This window comes from Prevotella sp. P4-51 (assembly GCF_002251455.1).
Lineage (GTDB): Bacteria > Bacteroidota > Bacteroidia > Bacteroidales > Bacteroidaceae > Prevotella.
On the sequence record NZ_NPJM01000017.1, the window covers coordinates 16,956 to 34,296 of the forward strand.

General features: G+C 58.3%; 13 protein-coding genes. 7 read left to right on the top strand and 6 right to left on the bottom strand.

What is annotated here, in order from left to right:
* Positions 1-16 precede the first annotated feature (16 nt).
* From porU to CIK94_RS01785, 4 genes are all read left to right on the top strand, one after another.
* The gene (porU, locus tag CIK94_RS01770) at positions 17-3,493 is read left to right on the top strand and encodes a type IX secretion system sortase PorU (RefSeq protein WP_254046120.1); all 3,477 of its coding nucleotides are present in this window, start codon (positions 17-19) and stop codon (positions 3,491-3,493) included.
* Positions 3,494-3,538: 45 nt separating this feature from the next.
* Positions 3,539-4,714, top strand: coding sequence for a type IX secretion system outer membrane channel protein PorV (gene porV / locus CIK94_RS01775; protein WP_094386681.1), 1,176 nt, complete (start codon positions 3,539-3,541; stop codon positions 4,712-4,714).
* Positions 4,715-4,733: 19 nt separating this feature from the next.
* Positions 4,734-5,216, top strand: coding sequence for a 2-C-methyl-D-erythritol 2,4-cyclodiphosphate synthase (gene ispF / locus CIK94_RS01780; protein WP_094420997.1), 483 nt, complete (start codon positions 4,734-4,736; stop codon positions 5,214-5,216).
* Positions 5,217-5,322: 106 nt separating this feature from the next.
* A complete protein-coding gene (locus CIK94_RS01785) occupies positions 5,323-6,249 on the top strand; it encodes a glutaminase (RefSeq protein ID WP_094420999.1) in 927 nt (308 codons plus the stop codon).
* 1,420 nt (positions 6,250-7,669) lie between these two features.
* Here CIK94_RS01785 and CIK94_RS01800 read toward each other — a convergent pair.
* The 4 genes from CIK94_RS01800 to CIK94_RS01815 form a co-directional block, all read right to left on the bottom strand.
* Positions 7,670-8,572 carry a M23 family metallopeptidase gene (locus CIK94_RS01800; protein ID WP_094386677.1) on the bottom strand — a complete coding sequence of 301 codons (903 nt, stop codon included), beginning with the start codon at positions 8,570-8,572 and terminating at the stop codon, positions 7,670-7,672.
* 258 nt (positions 8,573-8,830) lie between these two features.
* Positions 8,831-10,927 carry an ATP-dependent DNA helicase RecG gene (recG, locus tag CIK94_RS01805; protein WP_173823490.1) on the bottom strand — a complete coding sequence of 699 codons (2,097 nt, stop codon included), beginning with the start codon at positions 10,925-10,927 and terminating at the stop codon, positions 8,831-8,833.
* Positions 10,924-11,589, bottom strand: a complete 666-nt coding sequence (locus CIK94_RS01810; RefSeq protein ID WP_094386676.1) for a 2-C-methyl-D-erythritol 4-phosphate cytidylyltransferase — start codon at positions 11,587-11,589, stop codon at positions 10,924-10,926. Before CIK94_RS01810 ends, recG begins: the two co-directional genes overlap by 4 nt.
* A gap of 15 nt (positions 11,590-11,604) precedes the next feature.
* Positions 11,605-12,159 (bottom strand): DJ-1 family glyoxalase III, encoded by a 555-nt coding sequence (locus CIK94_RS01815; RefSeq protein ID WP_022309704.1) that lies wholly within the window; start codon positions 12,157-12,159, stop codon positions 11,605-11,607.
* A 122-nt stretch (positions 12,160-12,281) separates the two neighbouring features.
* On the opposite strand from CIK94_RS01815, the gene CIK94_RS01820 reads away from it, so the two are divergent.
* From CIK94_RS01820 to CIK94_RS01830, 3 genes are all read left to right on the top strand, one after another.
* A complete protein-coding gene (locus CIK94_RS01820; RefSeq protein WP_094386675.1) occupies positions 12,282-13,166 on the top strand; it encodes an NAD kinase in 885 nt (294 codons plus the stop codon).
* 22 nt (positions 13,167-13,188) lie between these two features.
* Positions 13,189-14,859, top strand: a complete 1,671-nt coding sequence (locus CIK94_RS01825) for an ABC transporter ATP-binding protein (protein ID WP_094421003.1) — start codon at positions 13,189-13,191, stop codon at positions 14,857-14,859.
* A gap of 61 nt (positions 14,860-14,920) precedes the next feature.
* Complete coding sequence (locus tag CIK94_RS01830; protein ID WP_094421005.1) at positions 14,921-15,940, top strand: alpha/beta hydrolase; 1,020 nt, start codon at positions 14,921-14,923, stop codon at positions 15,938-15,940.
* A 95-nt stretch (positions 15,941-16,035) separates the two neighbouring features.
* Here the strand turns inward: CIK94_RS01830 and CIK94_RS01835 are convergent, their stop codons facing one another.
* Together CIK94_RS01835 and CIK94_RS01840 are read right to left on the bottom strand one after the other, a co-directional pair.
* The gene (locus CIK94_RS01835) at positions 16,036-16,794 is read right to left on the bottom strand and encodes an SDR family NAD(P)-dependent oxidoreductase (protein ID WP_094421007.1); all 759 of its coding nucleotides are present in this window, start codon (positions 16,792-16,794) and stop codon (positions 16,036-16,038) included.
* A gap of 37 nt (positions 16,795-16,831) precedes the next feature.
* A complete protein-coding gene (locus CIK94_RS01840; RefSeq protein WP_094388106.1) occupies positions 16,832-17,332 on the bottom strand; it encodes a dihydrofolate reductase in 501 nt (166 codons plus the stop codon).
* Positions 17,333-17,341: the final 9 nt, after the last annotated feature.

The following is a 17,341-nucleotide window of genomic DNA, read 5'->3' on the forward strand; positions in this document are numbered from 1 at the left end:
ACTTCTTGCGTCGGCTATGACAATCCGGGCACAGAAGTTTTATAATTTGACCGCCCAGCAGGTCAAGATAGACAGCGTGGCCCCCACCTTTGCCTGCGCCATACCCCTCTCGGGCGATTATGCCGACAGCGTCTATACCGTCAGCATAGCCTATCCCGAATATATCGACATGACGGCTGCCGACGTAGCCCGCTACCGGCTTGCCACCCATGATGTCCAACCCGGCGCCAGCCCCCTTATCACCCAGCACATCGTCACCTCGCGCCGCCAGGCCAGCCTGGAGGTCGCTTTCTGCCCCGTGGTCTTCCGCGGAGGCCGTCACCAGCTGCTTGTCAGTTTCATGCTCGATGTGCAGTCGCGCCCCCTCAGTCGTGCCGCCCGTCGCCGCCAGCGTGCGGCAGTGGTCCCTGTGGGCGAGCGCTATGCCGCCAACTCCGTGCTGGCCCAAGGACGATGGGCGAAGATACGCGTGAGCGAGAGCGGAGTCTACCAGATTACCGAGTCGCTCATCCGCCGTGCCGGATTTACCGATCTTTCGCGTGTGCATGTCTATGGCATGGGCGGCGCCCTCATCGACGAGAAGCTGACGGGTGCCAGTCTGCAAGCCCATGATGATTTGCGCGAGGTGCCCATCTGCCAGGTCGGCGGCAAGCGCCTCTTCTACGCCCAAGGCCCCGTGAGCTGGAGCGCCAACGATGCCACTGTGCGCACCCGCAATCCCTATTCGCAGTATGGCTACTACTTCATCACCCAGACCGATGAGGCTGTGACGCCCATCGATTCCGCCCAGTTTGTAAGCAGCATCTATCCCTCGCCCCACGATTACCACTGGCTCCACGAGACCGACAACTACGCCTGGTATCATGGCGGCCGCAACCTCTATGAGAATACCCCCATCGCCTTCAACTCTTCCTACGCCTACAGTCTGCCTGCCTTCAGCGGTTCGCAGCAGACAGCCCGTATAACCGTAGCCGTGTCGGCTGGTGGGGAAAGCCGTGTGGATGTATTCCTGGCCGACTCGCTGCTGGGCACCATCAGCATCATGCCCCAGAGCTATGACAAGGGAGCGTCGGCGACAGCCACCTACCGCATAGGCCGTTATGCCTCCGACGCCAAACTCGTCATCAAGACCATCGGCAGTTCGACGGTGCGTCTCGACTATATCTCGATGGCTTTCGACTCACCGCGTCCGGCTCCCAGCCTGACGGGCAATATCCCCGTCCCCGATTACGTCTACAACATTACCAACCAGAACCACCATGCCGACGGTCCTGCCGACATGGTCATCATTATCCCCACCAGTCAGAAGCTGCTTGCCCAGGCCGAGCGCATCAAGCGCCTCCATGAGCAGCGCGACGGCATGCGCGTGACCATCGTTCCTGCCGACGAGCTCTTCAACGAGTTCTCCAGCGGAACGCCCGATGCCAGCGCCTACCGCCATTACCTCAAGATGCTCTACGACCGCGCCGAGACCGAAAGCGATATGCCGCGCTATCTGCTACTCTTCGGCGACGCCGTGTGGGACAACCGCATGCTCATCAGCGACACCCGCCGTCTCAGTGCCGACGACTATCTGCTGTGTTACGAGAGTGAGAACTCTTTCAGCGAGCTCTACTGCTACGTGAACGACGGTTTCTTCACGCTGATGGACGATGGCGAAGGCACCGATATCGCCCGCGACAAGGAGGATATTGCTGTGGGACGCATACCCGTGACCACAGCCGAGGCAGCCAAGGGCGTGGTAGACAAGATAGAGGCCTACATGACCAACGGCAATGCCGGCGCATGGCAGAACGTGCTCATGTTTATGGGAGACGACGGCAACCAGAATATCCACATGAAGGATGTCGACATGGCTGCCGAGCAGGTGGCTGCGCTCCATCCTGGCTATCATATCAAGAAGGTGATGTGGGACGCATACCAGCGCGAGTCGTCGGCCACCGGCCACGCCTATCCCGGTGCTTCGCAGGATGTGAAGCAGCAGATGGCTGCCGGTGCGCTCATCATGGACTACAGCGGCCACGGCCGCGCCGAGCAGTTGTCGCATGAGCGGGTGGTGACCATCAACGACTTTGAACAGGCGCGCAACGCCAATCTGCCCCTGTGGATTACGGCATCGTGCGACATCATGGCCTTCGACGGTGTCGAGCCCACGATAGGCGAGACCGCCGTATGCAATGCCAAGGGCGGAGCCGTAGCCTTCTGGGGTACCACGCGCACCGTGCAGACCCTCTACAACCGTCCGCTCAATATGGCTTACCTGCGCCACGTGCTCACCGTGACCGACGGACGCCCCACCACCCTCGGCGAGGCGCAGCGTCTGGCCAAGAACGAGATGGTGACCACCGGACAGGATGTCACCGTCAACAAGTTGCAGTTTACCCTCCTCGGCGACCCCGCCATGACGCTCAATCTGCCCACCATGACCGCTGTCATCGACAGCATCAACGGTGTATCCGTGACCGCCGACGCCCGTCTGCAGGTGGGTAAGGTGGCGCGCATATCCGGCCACATCGAGCAGGCACAAGACTTCGACGGAGTGGTGACAGCCACCGTGCGCGATGTGCGCGAACTGGTGACCTGCAAGCAGAACAATCAGGCTGAGGCCGAGGAAGCCTTCACCTATTATGACCGCAAACGCGTCATCTACCATGGTTCCGACAGCGTCAGGGCCGGTCGCTTTGCCCTCACCTTTGCCGTGCCCAAAGACATATCCTACTCCGACGGAACTGGGCTCATCAACCTCTACGCCGTAGACAATGCCCGCCAGCGCGAGGCCCACGGCGCCTTCGACCGCTTCACCGTAGCCGGAGGCGAGGTGACCACCGACTCCATAGGCCCATCCATCTACTGCTATCTCAACTCGCCCCAGTTTGTCAACGGAGGCAAGGTCAACACCACGCCCTACTTCGTGGCAGAGATCACTGATGAAGACGGCATCAACGCCACCGGCAGCGGCATCGGCCACGACCTGCAGCTCGTCATCGACGGCGACATGGCAAAGACCTACACCCTCAACGACAACTTCGCCTTCGACTTTGGTACCTATACCCGTGGCACCACCTATTATAATATACCCGAACTCACCGAGGGCAAGCACACCCTCGTCTTCCGGGCTTGGGATGTGCTCAACAATGCTTCTACCGCCCGTCTCGATTTCACCGTGGTGCGCGGACTCGAGCCCAATATCTTCAGCGTGGGTCTGAGCAAGAACCCTGCTACCACCTATACCACCTTTATCATCAACCACGACCGCACAGGCAGTCCCATGGACATCGACATCGAAGTCTTCGACATGAGTGGACGTCTCCTCTGGACCCACTCCGAGAACGGGGTGCCCGCCACGGGAGCCTATACCGTAGACTGGGACCTGACGCTCGACACCGGCGGACGCCTCCAGACGGGAGTCTATCTCTACCGCGTGCGTGCCGGCTCTGATGGCAGCAAGAAAACATCCAAAGCAAAGAAACTTATCGTCTTGGGCAATAATTAGGCGGTAGTCTCCGTTATCCTATAGCATAACAATAGTAGAAGTATAATGAACAAGCTCACATCTATCATTTTCGCCATACTCCTTGTCATGGTTGCTGCCACGGTGCAGGCCCAGGACAAGAAAGATATGTTCAATCCCGTCAACACTTCGGTGACCTCGCAGACGATAGCCCCCGACGCACGTGCAGCCGGAATGGGCGATGTGGGTGTGGCTACCGATGCCGATGTCAACTCCCAATACTGGAACCCCGCCAAGTACCCCTTTGCCATTTCGCGTGCCGGAGTGGCGCTCAACTATACCCCCTGGCTGCGACAGCTGGTCAACGATATGGATGTGGCCTATCTCGCCGGCTACTACCGCATAGGCGACTACAGTGCCGTGTCAGCCTCTATGCGCTACTTCTCCATGGGCGAGGTCTTCATGGACGGTCACACCGATGACAATGCCATGACCATCAACCCCTATGAGATGTCGCTCGATGTGGCCTATTCGCTCATGCTCAGCGAGACCTTCTCTATCGCCGCCGGCGTGAGATGGATTTACTCCGACCTTACCTTTGACTTCAATGAAGACACCCAGCCCGGTTCAGCCTTTGCCGCCGACATCGCCGCATACTACCAGAACTACATCAATCTGGGCCAGCGCGAGTGCCAGTTGGGCTTGGGACTGAATATCTCCAACATCGGTAGCAAAATCAATTTCGGTGGCGACAACCACAGCTTCTTCATCCCCACCAACCTGCGCCTCGGAGCCTCGCTCAAGGTGCCCATCGACGAGTACAATCGCATCACCTTCGCCGCCGATGCCAACAAGCTGCTCGTGCCTACCTACCCCAAGCAGCGGGAGGGCGAGGACGAAGAGCAGTACAAGCAGCGCATGGAGGACGAATACTGGAACGTGTCGTCCATCAGCGGTATCTTCAAGAGCTTCACCGATGCACCCAACGGATTTAAGGAAGAGTTGGAGGAAATCAACTGGAGCGTGGGCGCAGAGTACGAGTATAACGACAAGTTCTTCCTCCGTGCCGGTTATCACCACGAGAGCGAGAACAAGGGCAACCGCAAGTACTTCACCGTGGGCGCCGGCTTCCGCATGAAGGTCTTCTCGCTCGACGCCGGTTATGTCATCGCCACCGCCAAGACCAATCCGCTTGACCAGACGATGCGCTTCACCCTGAGTTTTGATATGGACGGCATCAAGGACATCTTCCGCCGTCGCTAATTCCACCTTATTATATATTATGACAAAGATTAGAGTAGGCATGGGCTTCGACGTCCACCGGCTGGTGCCCGACCGCGAACTGTGGCTCGGTGGTATCCGTATTCCCCACACCATGGGATTGCTGGGCCATAGCGATGCCGACGTGCTCATCCATGCCATCTGCGACGCCCTCTTAGGTGCAGCCAATATGCGCGATATCGGCTATCATTTCCCCGACACCTCGGCAGAGACACTCAACGTAGACAGCAAGATACTGCTTGCCAAGACCATCGACCTTATTGCCACCCGCGGCTACCGTGTGGGCAATGTCGACGCCACCGTCTGCGCCGAGCGGCCCAAAATCAATCCGCATGTGCCCGCGATGAAGGCATGTCTCGCCCATGTCATGGGCATCGACGAGGACGACGTCTCCATCAAGGCCACCACCACCGAGCGACTGGGCTTCACCGGCCGAGAAGAGGGCATCAGCGCCTACGCCGTGGTGCTCATCGAGAAGGCATAACCCGCTTTCTCCATCCATTTTACCATCCATAACCATCAAGAGGGATGCCTCCCGCGGCCCATCATGAAGCGTAGGCATCCCCATACTATTAACCACCATCAACGACATGATACACGACAGAAATTACCAAGAGATTATAGAGAATATTTGCCGCGAGATACAGCCTTATGCCCAACTGGGACGACAGGCCGATTACATCCCCGCGCTCGCCAGTGTAGACCCCGACAAGTTTGGCATCTATCTGAGCGTCCTCGGCGGCGACGATTGCATGTATGGCGACTACGACACCTGTTTTTCCATTCAGAGTATAGCCAAGGTTTTCTCGCTTGCTATAGCGCTGAGCCTTGAGGGAGAGAACCTGTGGATGCGTTTAGGAAAAGAGCCGTCGGGCACGCCTTTCAACTCATTGGTGCAGCTCGAGTACGAGCATGGCCGCCCACGCAATCCCTTTATCAATGCCGGCGCTCTGGTGGTGGCCGATGTGCTGCTGTCTCATCTCGACGATGCCCAGGAGTTCTTCATCCAGTTTGTGCGCCAGCTTAGTGGCAATGTCACGGTCGACTATTCGATGGAGGTAGCAGAGTCGGAGTACGAGACCGCCTATCTCAACGCTTCCATCGCCTATCTGCTCAAGCATTATGTCAACCTGCACAACCCCGTCGACGAGGTGCTGCGGTTCTATAGCATGATATGTTCTGTGGAGATGAACTGCCGCGACCTGGCTCGAGCCTTTGTCGCCTTTGCCAAGAGCGATGAGCCCTTCGACCACGCCGGCGTGAAGTTGAGTGCGTCGGGCGTGAAGCGCATCAACGCCATCATGCAGACCTGTGGCTTCTACGATGAGGCGGGCGAGTTTTCCTTCCTCGTGGGACTGCCTGGCAAGAGCGGTGTAGGTGGCGGCATCGTGGCAGTCTATCCCTCGCGCTATTCCATCGCCGTTTGGAGTCCGCGACTCAACAAGCACGGCAATTCCATCATGGGCATCAAGGCGCTCGAGCGGTTTACCACCGAGACCAGCGAGTCTATCTTCTGATAATATCCACTTACCCATTTCATTCCATTGTCCTGTTGCTTGGGTGGGCTCTATTGCACGTTTTTATCCACCATTTATTGCGTCTATAAGGGGATGACATAAACACAAAAAGCCGTGGCGGCGGCTGTCGGCTTCGCCTTGGTGTGGATGGTGCGCACCCCTGGCAACTCTGTAGGAGTTGCGATTTCATAGCCCAGGGTTGAGGTGCGCAGCGCCTCTACCCTGGGTACATATATAATAAGGTGTAGCAACGCTGTAAGTGTTGCGGTTAGCCGAAGGCGTTATACTCAATCTGATAATAACCACCTACCCATTCCTACCCTTTATCCTGCTGCAGGTAACGCCTACGGCTAATCGCAACTCTTACAGAGTAGCCAGATTAGTGGGGGCAGTTACCCAGGGTAGCGTGCTTCGCCCGCAACCCTGGGCTGGGGAATCGCAACTCCGTCAGAGGTGCTGCTGCTTGCTGAAGCCCCTCCCCGAGCCCTCCCTGGGGGCGGGAGCGCATTATTACTGAGTTTAAGGCGGTTTGAGTGACGCTACTTCTCCTTGGGGAAGGCTTGGGTGGGACATCTCTATCCCCTGACAACTCTGTGGGAGTTGCTGCTGCTTGTGGAGGGCCAATTGTGGGGGTTATCCATTAATAGATACTTCTATAATAGGTTGACATAAACACAAAAAGCCGTGGCGGTGACTGTCGGCTTCGCCTTAGTGTGGCTGGTGGTTCCGCCAGTCGGAAAATGAGTTTCCCTCCGTGTCGTCTCCGCCATCCCCACCGTCATGCATGGCATGACGCCATCCGTCGTGACGGTAAAAAAAGCGGCCTTTGGCCGTTCAAAAAGTCCTGCTTTCGCCGGTACAAAAAACAGCTGCTTATTGGACGCCTCTCTCCGGCTCTCCCTTGGGGACTTCTGTTTCCCTCTGTCCATGCGCATCGGCCGATGTGGATGTCGCTGTCGACCGATGTGGATGTCGCTGTCGACCGATGTGGATGTCGTTGTCGGCCGGCGGGCAGCGCTTTGGGGCATTACTGCGCTTCTCACTGACTGGACTACGGACATGATGCATGTCATGCTGTTCTCGGCGATTACGTGCAGCGCTGTGGGTGTCGCCGCGCGTTTGCAGACTGCCATTCCGACACTCGCAATCATTATTGCTGGCTCGTATCATTTGATACGTGGGCTCGTGCCTATTGTCACGTGAGCTCGTGCCTTATGATACGTGGGCTCGTTTCAAATGATACGAGGTGGCGATGTGGGTTCGGGCGGGCGTGGGTGTGATGGTGACGATGCGTGAATGTGGCTTGGGGGCGGCCGCAACAGCAAGGGCAGGGTGGCGAGGGGATAAAAAGAAATGTCCATCCAATCGGCTGTCGCTTCTCGGATGGACATTGTCTGTCAAACTGTTTCCTATAAAAGTATTATGTATATCTTAGCATCTGTCCTGGGCGCAGACGTGTGGTCTTGCGCAGATGATTGAGCTTGCAGAGCTTGTTGATGGTGGTGCCACGCTTGTTGGCGATTGACGAGAGGGTCTCTCCCTTTGCCACCTTGTGATACTGCTTCTCGCTGCGGGCTGCTGCGGGCTCTGGCTCTTCGTCGCTGCCAGTCACCTCGGCACGTGTATAAGTTTCCTTGTACTTTCCGCGCAGGCGTGTGGCCTCTTCGCCGTCAGTACGGTAGGTGTCGCGACGGAACATGTAGGTGTCGCAGGTGATATCCTGCTCTCTGAAGTTGAAGAAGATGGCGGGGTTGAGTGCAACGCCACACAGACGGGTCTCGAAGTGGAGATGCGAACCCGAGCTGCGGCCTGTGCTTCCTCCCAGACCTATCACCTCGCCAGCCTTTACCGTCTGGTTCTCGGTCACGAGCTGCTTTGAGAGGTGTCCATAGATAGTTTCCAGTCCGTTGGGGTGACGAATAACGATGTATTTGCCATATCCTGCGCGCTCATATTTGACGATGCGCACCTTGCCGGCGAATGCGGCGCGGATGGTGTCACCGATATACACCTTGATGTCCAGTCCCTTGTGCTGGCGGCCCCATCGGGGACCGAAGTTGGAGGTGATGATGCGGCTGGGGGTAGGCATGGCAAAGTGGCGGAGGTCTATACGGAACGAGTCGGGCAATTCGGTTGCCTTGTGGGCGTAAGTATTGTTCCACTCGTCATAGAGTTCTGCCGAGGGTGAAATCTCATTTTCTCTGTTGATAAGGCTCTGAAGCGCCAGAGTGTCTACGCGCTTCATGCGGCGGTCAATGGGAGCCTGGCGGGCAATAAGGTCTTGCGCCACAGCCGGTACGGCTGCAAGCACCATAAGTCCCATTACGATTGTTCTTAATATTTTCTCCACTATTAATACTTTTTTTTAGGTCAGGGCTGGCTAAAAAGGGGCGTGGTCGCCAGCAGGTAATATGTAGAAAACGCTCCGAAAAGATTGTTTTGCAATTCAGACTTTACAAAGTTAGTGAAAAAATATGGGAAAGTGGTGATGTTTAACAGAATTTATGCCATAATTAACACAAATACCGTAAAAATCGGCTTGAGGTATATCAATTTTGGACCCAAAAAGGACAAAACCGCGTCAACTGATAGCCGACCAGTTGACGTTGCTCTTCCGGAGTTCCTTGAGTCGGTCCCAGAGCATCTTGTACTCGTTGCTGCTGCACTCGGGGTCGCGGTCGATGATGGCCTGTGCCTGTTCGCGGGCGAGCTGCACAATCTGTCCGTCGCGGGCTATGTCGGCTATCTTCAGGTCGAAGGCTATGCCGCTCTGCTGGGTACCCTCGAGGTCGCCGGGGCCGCGCAGTTTGAGGTCGGCTTCGGCTATGCGGAACCCGTCGTTGGTCTCGCACATGATGTCGATGCGCTTGCGCGTCTCTTCGCTCAGTTTGAATGTGGTTACCAGTATGCAGTAGCTCTGTTCGGCGCCACGGCCCACGCGCCCGCGCAGCTGGTGGAGCTGCGAGAGTCCGAACCGCTGTGCGTCGAGGATGACCATTACCGACGCGTTGGGCACGTTGACGCCCACCTCTATCACCGTGGTAGCTACCAGTATCTGGGTTTCGCCGCTGGCAAAGCGCTGCATCTCGGCGTCCTTGTCCTTGGGCTTCATGCGTCCGTGTACCTTGCTCAGGCGGTATTGTGGGAATATCTCGCGCATGGCCTCAAATCCGTCTTCGAGGTTCTTGAGGTCGCTCTTCTCGCTCTCTTCGATGAGCGGATATACGATGTAGACCTGTCGGCCGCTGTCTATCTGCTGACGTATGCCCTGGTAGAGGCTTGTGGTCTGTGTATCATACTTGTGGAGGGTCTGGATAGGTTTGCGGCCGGGCGGAAGTTCGTCGATAACGCTCACGTCAAGGTCGCCGTAGAGGGTCATGGCGAGCGTGCGGGGTATGGGGGTGGCTGTCATCACCAGGATGTGGGGTGGCATCTCGCTCTTGGCCCAGAGTCGGGCGCGCTGTGCCACTCCGAAGCGGTGCTGCTCGTCGACCACAGCCAGTCCCAGACGGGCAAAGACCACCGCGTCTTCGATGACGGCGTGGGTTCCCACGAGTATGTCTATCTCGCCCTTGGACAGACGGTCGAGTATGTCGGCGCGTCGTCGTCCTTTGACCACTCCGGTGAGCAGTTCTACGTGTATATCCATATCTCCCAGCATCTGGCGGATGGTGGCCAGGTGCTGCTCTGCCAATATCTCTGTGGGCGCCATGATGCACGCCTGGTAGCCGTTGCCTATGGCTATGAGCATGGCCATGAGCGCTACCAGCGTCTTGCCCGAGCCCACGTCTCCCTGCAGCAGCCGGTTCATCTGCCGGCCACTCGCCATGTCGTCTCTTATCTCCCGCACCACGCGCTTCTGTGCATTGGTGAGGTCGAAAGGCAGGTGGTTGCGGTAGAAGTCGTTGAGCTGGGCGCCGGCGCGACTGAAGATGTAGCCGCGATACTTGCGGCGGTGGTCGCTGGCGTAGCGCAGTATGTTGAGCTGCACATAAAAGAGCTCTTCAAACTTGAGGCGGTAGCGGGCCTGCTGCATTTCGCGGGCGTTGTGCGGGTAATGGATTTGGCGTAGTGCTTCGAGGCGCGAGATGAGGTGCAGAGGCCCAGTGATGTAGGGCGGCAGCGTCTCGGGCAGCGTCTCGGGCAGTTTGGTCACCAACGTCTTGGTCATCTTCTCCATCGCCCTCGAGTTTATCCCCGCCTTCTTCATGCGCTCGGTGGTCATGTAGTAGGGCTGCATGCCCATGTCGGAGAGCTGCAGTTGGGAAGCGTCGTCGATATCGGGGTGGGCAAACTGGTAGCGACCACCATAGACGGTGGGACGGCCAAAGACTATCAGCTCTTTGCCAATGGGGTAGTTCTTGTAGATATATTGGGCACCCTGAAACCATACGAGGTCGACCACGCCATGACCATCGCTGAAGTGGCCCACGATGCGCTTCTTGCGGGCACCCATGGCATATTCGTCGTAGCCCAACATGCGTCCGCGGATTTGGACAAAGGGCATGTCGCCACTGATTTCGCTGATGCGATAGATGCGGCTGCGGTCTACATATTTATAAGGAAAGTGCTCAAGCAGGTCACGCCAGGTCTGGATGCCAAGCTCTTTGCTCAGAATCTCCTTCTTCTTGGGCCCAACGCCCGGAAGATACATCACGTCCTGGTCGAGAATGTTCAGCACAGCGTTTCGGCTATCTTCAAATCAAAGGGTGTGGTAATCTTGATGTTCTCGCGGTTGCCTTCGACCATCTCCACGCTGCAGCCCATGGCTTCGACCACCGAAGCGTCGTCGGTAAACTCTTCGCGGAAGGGCTGGGTGAAGGCGCGCTTGAGCAGCGCGATGTCAAAGACCTGTGGGGTCTGCACGATGCGGTAGTCTGTGCGCAGCACGTTGTGGGCGGTGGTGGCAGAGTCGATGTGGCGCAGCGTGTCGGTGACCGGCATCACGGGGATGGCGGCTCCGTGGGCGCGGGCGGCATCGTAGCAGCGGCTTATCACCTCGGCAGCCACAAAGGGGCGCACCCCGTCGTGTATGCCCACGGTTCCCGTGGCGTCGTCGGGGATGGCGGCGAGTCCGTTGCGCGACGAGGCAAAGCGCGTGTCGCCTCCGTCTACCACCGTGTGGGCGATATCGAATGCGTATTGGCTGCACAGGTCGTGCCAGTATTGCTGCTGGTGGTGTGGGAGTACGAGTATAATCTGCATCGAGGGATTGCACTCATGAAAACGGCTGATGGTGCGCATCAGTACGGGCATTCCCTTGACGGGCAGAAACTGCTTGGGCACGTCGCTGCCCATGCGCAGCCCCTTGCCTCCGGCTACGATGATGATATAGTCCATGGCTGTCGTTGTGGGTTAACCTTTGTACATCATCTGGGCCTTGAGTTCTGCCACAGCTTCGGGTGCGACAAACTTGCCGAGGATGGCGTAGCCGAAGTCCATCGACGCGCCGGGACCCTTGCCCGTGATGATGTTGCCGTCGATGGTCACCTGTTCCTGGGTGTAGGTGGCGCCGGTCATGCGCTTCTCGAATCCGGGGTAGCAGGTGGCTCGCTTGCCCTCAAGGATGCCTATCGAGCCCAGCACCAGCGGTGCGGCGCAGATGGCGGCGACTATGCGGCCCTGGTTGTACTGCTCGAGCAGTATCTCGCGCAGCATCCTGTGCTTGTTCAGATTGGTGGCTCCTGGCAGACCGCCTGGCAGCAGCATGGCGTCGACGTCGCTGAAGTCGGCGATGTCCTCTATCCTCAGATCGGTCATGAGCTTGATGCCGTGGGTGGTTTCCACCATCTGCTCGCCGGTAATGCTCACTGTTTTTACCTCCAGTCCGCCTCGGCGGAGTATGTCTACGGGTGCCAATGCCTCTATGTCTTCGAAGCCATTGGAAAGAAATTCATATACTTTTGCCATAATTTCAACGTGTTTTACAACAAAAAGTAGTATTTTTGTCGCATCATTCACGTGCAAATGTACTAAATGTTTGGCATTTGTGAGCAAGAATGAGGAACAAAGATTAAAAAAAGATAACATTTATGGCGGCAAACGTGTTGCGGTTCGCTCTCTTCGGCAAGGAGTTCCAGGCGGGTAAGACGGTATCTATCCACCGGCTCATAGACAGTCTCAAGGCTCGTGGAGCCGAAATCTACATCGAGCGCACCTTCTTCCGGTACATCACATCGGCCTTGGGCATGGAGGTCGAGGTAAGCGGCGTCTTCGACAACTACAACTTCGACGTAGACTTCGTCATCTCCATCGGCGGCGACGGCACCTTCCTACGCGCAGCCAGCATGGTGGGAAGCAAGGCGACGCCCATAATCGGTGTCAACACAGGCAGACTGGGATTTCTGGCCGACATCCATCCCGACGAGATAGACCACGCCATCGCCGAGATAGCAGACGGGCACTACGCTGTGGAGCCCCATGCCGTCATCATGGTCGAGGCCGACGGCGAGATAATCGAGGGCAGCCCCTTCGCCCTCAACGACATCGCCGTGCTCAAGCGCGACAATGCCGCGATGATTTCCGTGCGCACCTGCATCAACGGCGAGTATCTGGTGACCTACCAGGCCGACGGGCTCATCGTCTCTACACCCACCGGTTCTACCGCCTACGGTCTCTCCAACGGCGGCCCCATCATCGTGCCCGATGCCGACATCCTCTGCCTTACTCCCGTGGCGCCCCACAGCCTCAATGTCCGCCCCATCGTCATCAACGACGACAGCGAGATAACGCTCGAGGTGGAGAGCCGGTCTCACAACTTCCTCGTAGCCATCGACGGCCGCTCGGAGAAGTTGCTCGAGAGCACGCGCCTTACCATCCGCAAGGCCCCCTATACCATAAATATAGTGAAGCGCGACAGCCGCAGCTACTTCTCCACCCTCCGCGAGAAGATGATGTGGGGCGCCGACCACAGATAGACCCACAACCACACCGAGAGTCATGAAGATAAAGATAGCCCAATGGATAACGCCCGCCAACTCGGCCTACACCACGCGCGACATCATGCGCTGGCTGTGGAAGATATGGCGGGGCAACCGACTGCAGACCATACTCAACGCATCGATGGGCATGGCTACGGTGGTGGTGAGTCTGGCCCAGGTGTGGGCGGTGAAGCGCGCCATCGACGTGGCTTCGGGCAACATCGAGGGCTCCATCTACTGGGCGGTGGCACTCATGGGTGGGCTGGTGCTCATCGACTTTGCCATCAACATATCCTCGGTCTGGATACGCAACGTGCTGGGCGTGAAGGCGCAGAACCGCATGCAGCAGTACATGCTCGACCGTATACTCCGCTCCGAATGGAACGGGCGCGAACGGCGACACTCTGGCGATGTCATCAACCGCCTCGAGAGCGACGTCAGCAATGTCGTCACCTTCATTACCGAAACCTTGCCCAATACGCTCAGTGTGGTGCTTCTCTTCTTCGGTGCTTTTGCCTATCTCTTTACTCTCGACCGGCTGTTGGCGGTCATCACCGTCGCTCTGCTGCCCCTCTTTGTGGTGCTCAGCAAGGTCTATGTGCGCCGTATGCGTCACCTCACCCGTCAGGTGCGCAACTCCGACTCCCAGGTGCAAAGCGTGCTGCAGGAAACCATCCAGCATCGGGTGCTCATCAAGACTCTGGAGAGCGACGACGCCATGGTGGGTAAGCTCGAGAGTACCCAGAGCCAGCTGCGGCGCAACGTCATCCAGCGCACACGCTTCAGCCTGCTCTCCAACTTCATCCTCAACTTCGGGTTCTCCCTTACCTATCTCATAGCCTTCCTCTGGGCGGCAGTGCGCATGTCCATGCACACGCTGTCGTTTGGCGGCATGACAGCCTACCTGCAACTCGTCAACCGCATACAGAGTCCGGCGCGCAACCTGAGCCGCATCGTGCCCGCCTTTGTCAGTGTCTTCACCGCTGCCGAGCGACTCATGGAACTCGAAGAGCCTCCCCTCGAAGAGCAGGGCGACCCCATCGTGGTCGAAGCACCCTGTGGTGTGAAGCTCGACGATGTGGGCTATGGTTATAATGACGGCGACGGACGCGTGATAGACCACCTGTCGTTCGACTTCCGTCCCGGCACCTGCACCGCCATCCTTGGCGAGACGGGAGCCGGCAAGACCACCCTTATCCGCCTCATCCTCGCCCTGCTCCGTCCCCAGGAGGGAGAGATAAACCTCTACCACGCCGACGGAGACGGCCAGCAACTGTCGCCGCGTATGCGTTGCAACTTTGTCTACGTGCCCCAGGGCAATACCCTCATGAGCGGCACCATCCGCGACAATCTGCTCATGGGCAGCCCTAACGCCACCGACGACGAGATGTTTGATGCGCTCCACCAGGCATGTGCCGACTTCGTCAGCCAGTTGTCCGACGGTCTCGACACGCGTTGCTCCGAGTCGGGAGCCGGTCTGAGTGAGGGCCAGGCACAGCGTATTGCCATCGCCCGGGCCCTGCTGCGCAACCGCCCCGTGATGCTCTTCGACGAGGCTACCAGCGCCCTCGACATCGAGACCGAGCGCCGCCTGCTCGCCAATGTCCTGGGCAGCCGTCAGCACACCATCATCTTCATCACCCACCGTCCGGCGGTGGTGGAATACTGCGACGAGGTGCTGCGGCTCTAAGCAGCAGCGCCATCTGCAGTCTCCTGTCTCTGCAGAGACGACCTTAATGTTCTTATAGATTATGCGTATTTTCCACACCTTATTCTTGTTGTTTTCCATGGTATGCCTGTATGGGCAGACCTATCCCTCCGACTCGCTCCAGCGGCGTATGCTCGACGACGAGCGCCACTTCCTCAGCCGTATGCCTACCGACCTGCAGCACAGACAGATGCTGGCGGTGCGCGCGGCTATCTCTGGCGACTATGCAGCCTTGCAGCAAATCAGGCAGAGCCGCAACCAGCCGCCCCAGTTGCCCGATGGCGTCACTGCCACTAATCCCACCCCCGACATCTGCCTCTTCACGCCCTCCCGACCAGCCCTCCGCAAGCGTCCGCTGTTGCTCTATCTCCACGGAGGCGGCTGGTGCTTCGGCAGCATCAACAGTTGTGCGCGCTTCTGTGCCACTTTGGCGTTGGAGGCCGACTGCTGCGTGGCTGCCCTCGATTACCGCCTGTCGCCAGCCCATCCCTTTCCGGCTCCGCTCGACGACTGCCGCCGCGCCTTTGCCTATCTCCGCCAGCACGCCGATGCGTGGGGCTGCGACTCTACCCAGGTGGCGGTGGGAGGTGACAGCGCCGGAGGCAACCTTGCCCTCGCCACAGCCCTCTCGACCAAGGGTGTGAGCCGGGTTGTGCCCATCTATCCTGTCACCAGACTCTACACGCGTGTCACGCCATCGTGGACAGACTATGCCCAAAGCTATGGCGACGACGCCGAACTGCTTGAGGCTTTCTGCGAAGCCTACGCCCGTGGAGAGGAGCACAATCCGCTCGTCTCGGTCGAACTCGCCGACGACGACGCGCTACGCTTCCTGCCGCCCATGTGCCTCATCTCTGCGGGTCACGACATCCTCTTCGACCAGACCACCCAACTGGCGCAGCGGCTGCAGCGACTTGGCCACAGACTCACTTACCATGTCTTCCCCACAGCCACCCATCTCTTCATCACCGTGCCCGGCCAGCCCACCGCCTTTACCGAGGCTGTCAGCGTCGTTGCCCGCTTTCTCAATGTGCCTGCCGACGCGCTCGCCGAGGGTAGATAGCGCGCGGTGCCCATTATCCCCACTACGCAATCAGGCCTTGATGACCACAGCGAGTCATCAAGGCCTGATTGCGTGATGATGGTTGGATGCCCAACCTATGCTTCCCGATGTATGTAGGAGCCATTGGCCTGATGGGTGGCCAACACCAGCACCTCGGCTATCTGCACATGCTTCGGCGCCGATGCTGCATAGAATGCCACATCGGCTATGTCGTCGCCCGTAAGCGGCTTGACGCCTTTGTAGACATTGTCGGCACGCTCGTTGTTGCCATGGAAGCGCACGCGGCTGAAGTTTGTTTCCACCAGTCCGGGCTTAACGTTGGTCACGCGTACTTCCGTGTGGGCCACGTCGATACGCAGACCGTCGGTGAGGGCCTTCACGGCTGCTTTGGTGGCACAGTACACGTTGCCGCAGGCGTAAGCGGCGTCGCCCGCCACACTGCCTATGTTGATGACGTGGCCCCTGTTGCGCGCCACCATGCCCGGCACCACCAGTCGGGTCATCGTGAGCAGACCCTTGATGTTGGTGTCTATCATCGTGTTCCAGTCTGTCGGGTCGCCTTCATACTCCTTGTCCAGACCGAGTGCCAGCCCGGCGTTGTTGATGAGCACGTCTATCTCCTGCCATCCTTCGCCGAGCGACGCGATGGCCTTGGTGGTAGCCTCGGCGTCGCGCACGTCGAACGCCAGTGTCACCACCTCGGCGCCCATAGCCTCCAGCGTGGTCTTGATTTCCTCCAGCCTGTCGGCTCTGCGCCCTGTGATTATCAGATTGTATCCGCCTGCCGCAAACTTTCTGGCGCAGGCTTCTCCGATGCCACTTGTGGCACCGGTGATAAGAGCTGTCTTCTTCATTGTCATTGCCATTTGGGTTATGTTTTCCTCTGTGTCGCTATTGTTCCTCTGCCCGTTTGCCCGGCTCATAGTCTACGAAGTCGTAAGCCTGAGCGTGACGCTCGTCTTTGTCGTGGTGCTCGCGCCAGGTCTCGTGCCATCCGCTGTAGTCGGGGAAGAAGGCGTCGGCAGCCTCTGGCGTGTCGTCGACCTCGGTGAGGCAGAGCCGCTGAGCCCGGTCGAGCGCCTGGGCATAGATGCTGGCTCCACCTAGTATATATATATCCTCGTCGTCGCCACAGTGGGCGAGTGCCTCGTCTATCGAGGCATAGGTGTCGCAGCCCGCAAACTCGGTGGCGGTGCGGCTCAGCACGATGTTGCGGCGGTTGGGCAGCGCGCCCTTGGGCAGCGACTCAAAGGTGTGACGCCCCATGATGATGGTGTGCCCCGTGGTGAGCGCCTTAAACCGTTTCAGGTCGTTGGGCAGCCAGTATATGAGTTTGTTGTCGATGCCTATGGCGCGGTTGCGTGCCACGGCGGCTATGATGTTGATGCGCATGTTTTCAGC

What these genes read in the sequence shown, in the direction of transcription:
- CIK94_RS01840 (WP_094388106.1), bottom strand. Translation starts at nt 17,332, where the DNA reads ATGCGCATCAACATCATAGCCGCCGTGGCACGCAACCGCGCCATAGGC.
- CIK94_RS01825 (WP_094421003.1), top strand. Translation starts at nt 13,189, where the DNA reads ATGAAGATAAAGATAGCCCAATGGATAACGCCCGCCAACTCGGCCTAC.
- CIK94_RS01810 (WP_094386676.1), bottom strand. Translation starts at nt 11,589, where the DNA reads ATGGACTATATCATCATCGTAGCCGGAGGCAAGGGGCTGCGCATGGGC.
- CIK94_RS01830 (WP_094421005.1), top strand. Translation starts at nt 14,921, where the DNA reads ATGCGTATTTTCCACACCTTATTCTTGTTGTTTTCCATGGTATGCCTG.
- ispF (WP_094420997.1), top strand. Translation starts at nt 4,734, where the DNA reads ATGACAAAGATTAGAGTAGGCATGGGCTTCGACGTCCACCGGCTGGTG.
- CIK94_RS01815 (WP_022309704.1), bottom strand. Translation starts at nt 12,159, where the DNA reads ATGGCAAAAGTATATGAATTTCTTTCCAATGGCTTCGAAGACATAGAG.
- CIK94_RS01785 (WP_094420999.1), top strand. Translation starts at nt 5,323, where the DNA reads ATGATACACGACAGAAATTACCAAGAGATTATAGAGAATATTTGCCGC.
- porV (WP_094386681.1), top strand. Translation starts at nt 3,539, where the DNA reads ATGAACAAGCTCACATCTATCATTTTCGCCATACTCCTTGTCATGGTT.
- CIK94_RS01835 (WP_094421007.1), bottom strand. Translation starts at nt 16,794, where the DNA reads ATGAAGAAGACAGCTCTTATCACCGGTGCCACAAGTGGCATCGGAGAA.
- porU (WP_254046120.1), top strand. Translation starts at nt 17, where the DNA reads ATGACAATCCGGGCACAGAAGTTTTATAATTTGACCGCCCAGCAGGTC.
- CIK94_RS01800 (WP_094386677.1), bottom strand. Translation starts at nt 8,572, where the DNA reads ATGGGACTTATGGTGCTTGCAGCCGTACCGGCTGTGGCGCAAGACCTT.
- CIK94_RS01820 (WP_094386675.1), top strand. Translation starts at nt 12,282, where the DNA reads ATGGCGGCAAACGTGTTGCGGTTCGCTCTCTTCGGCAAGGAGTTCCAG.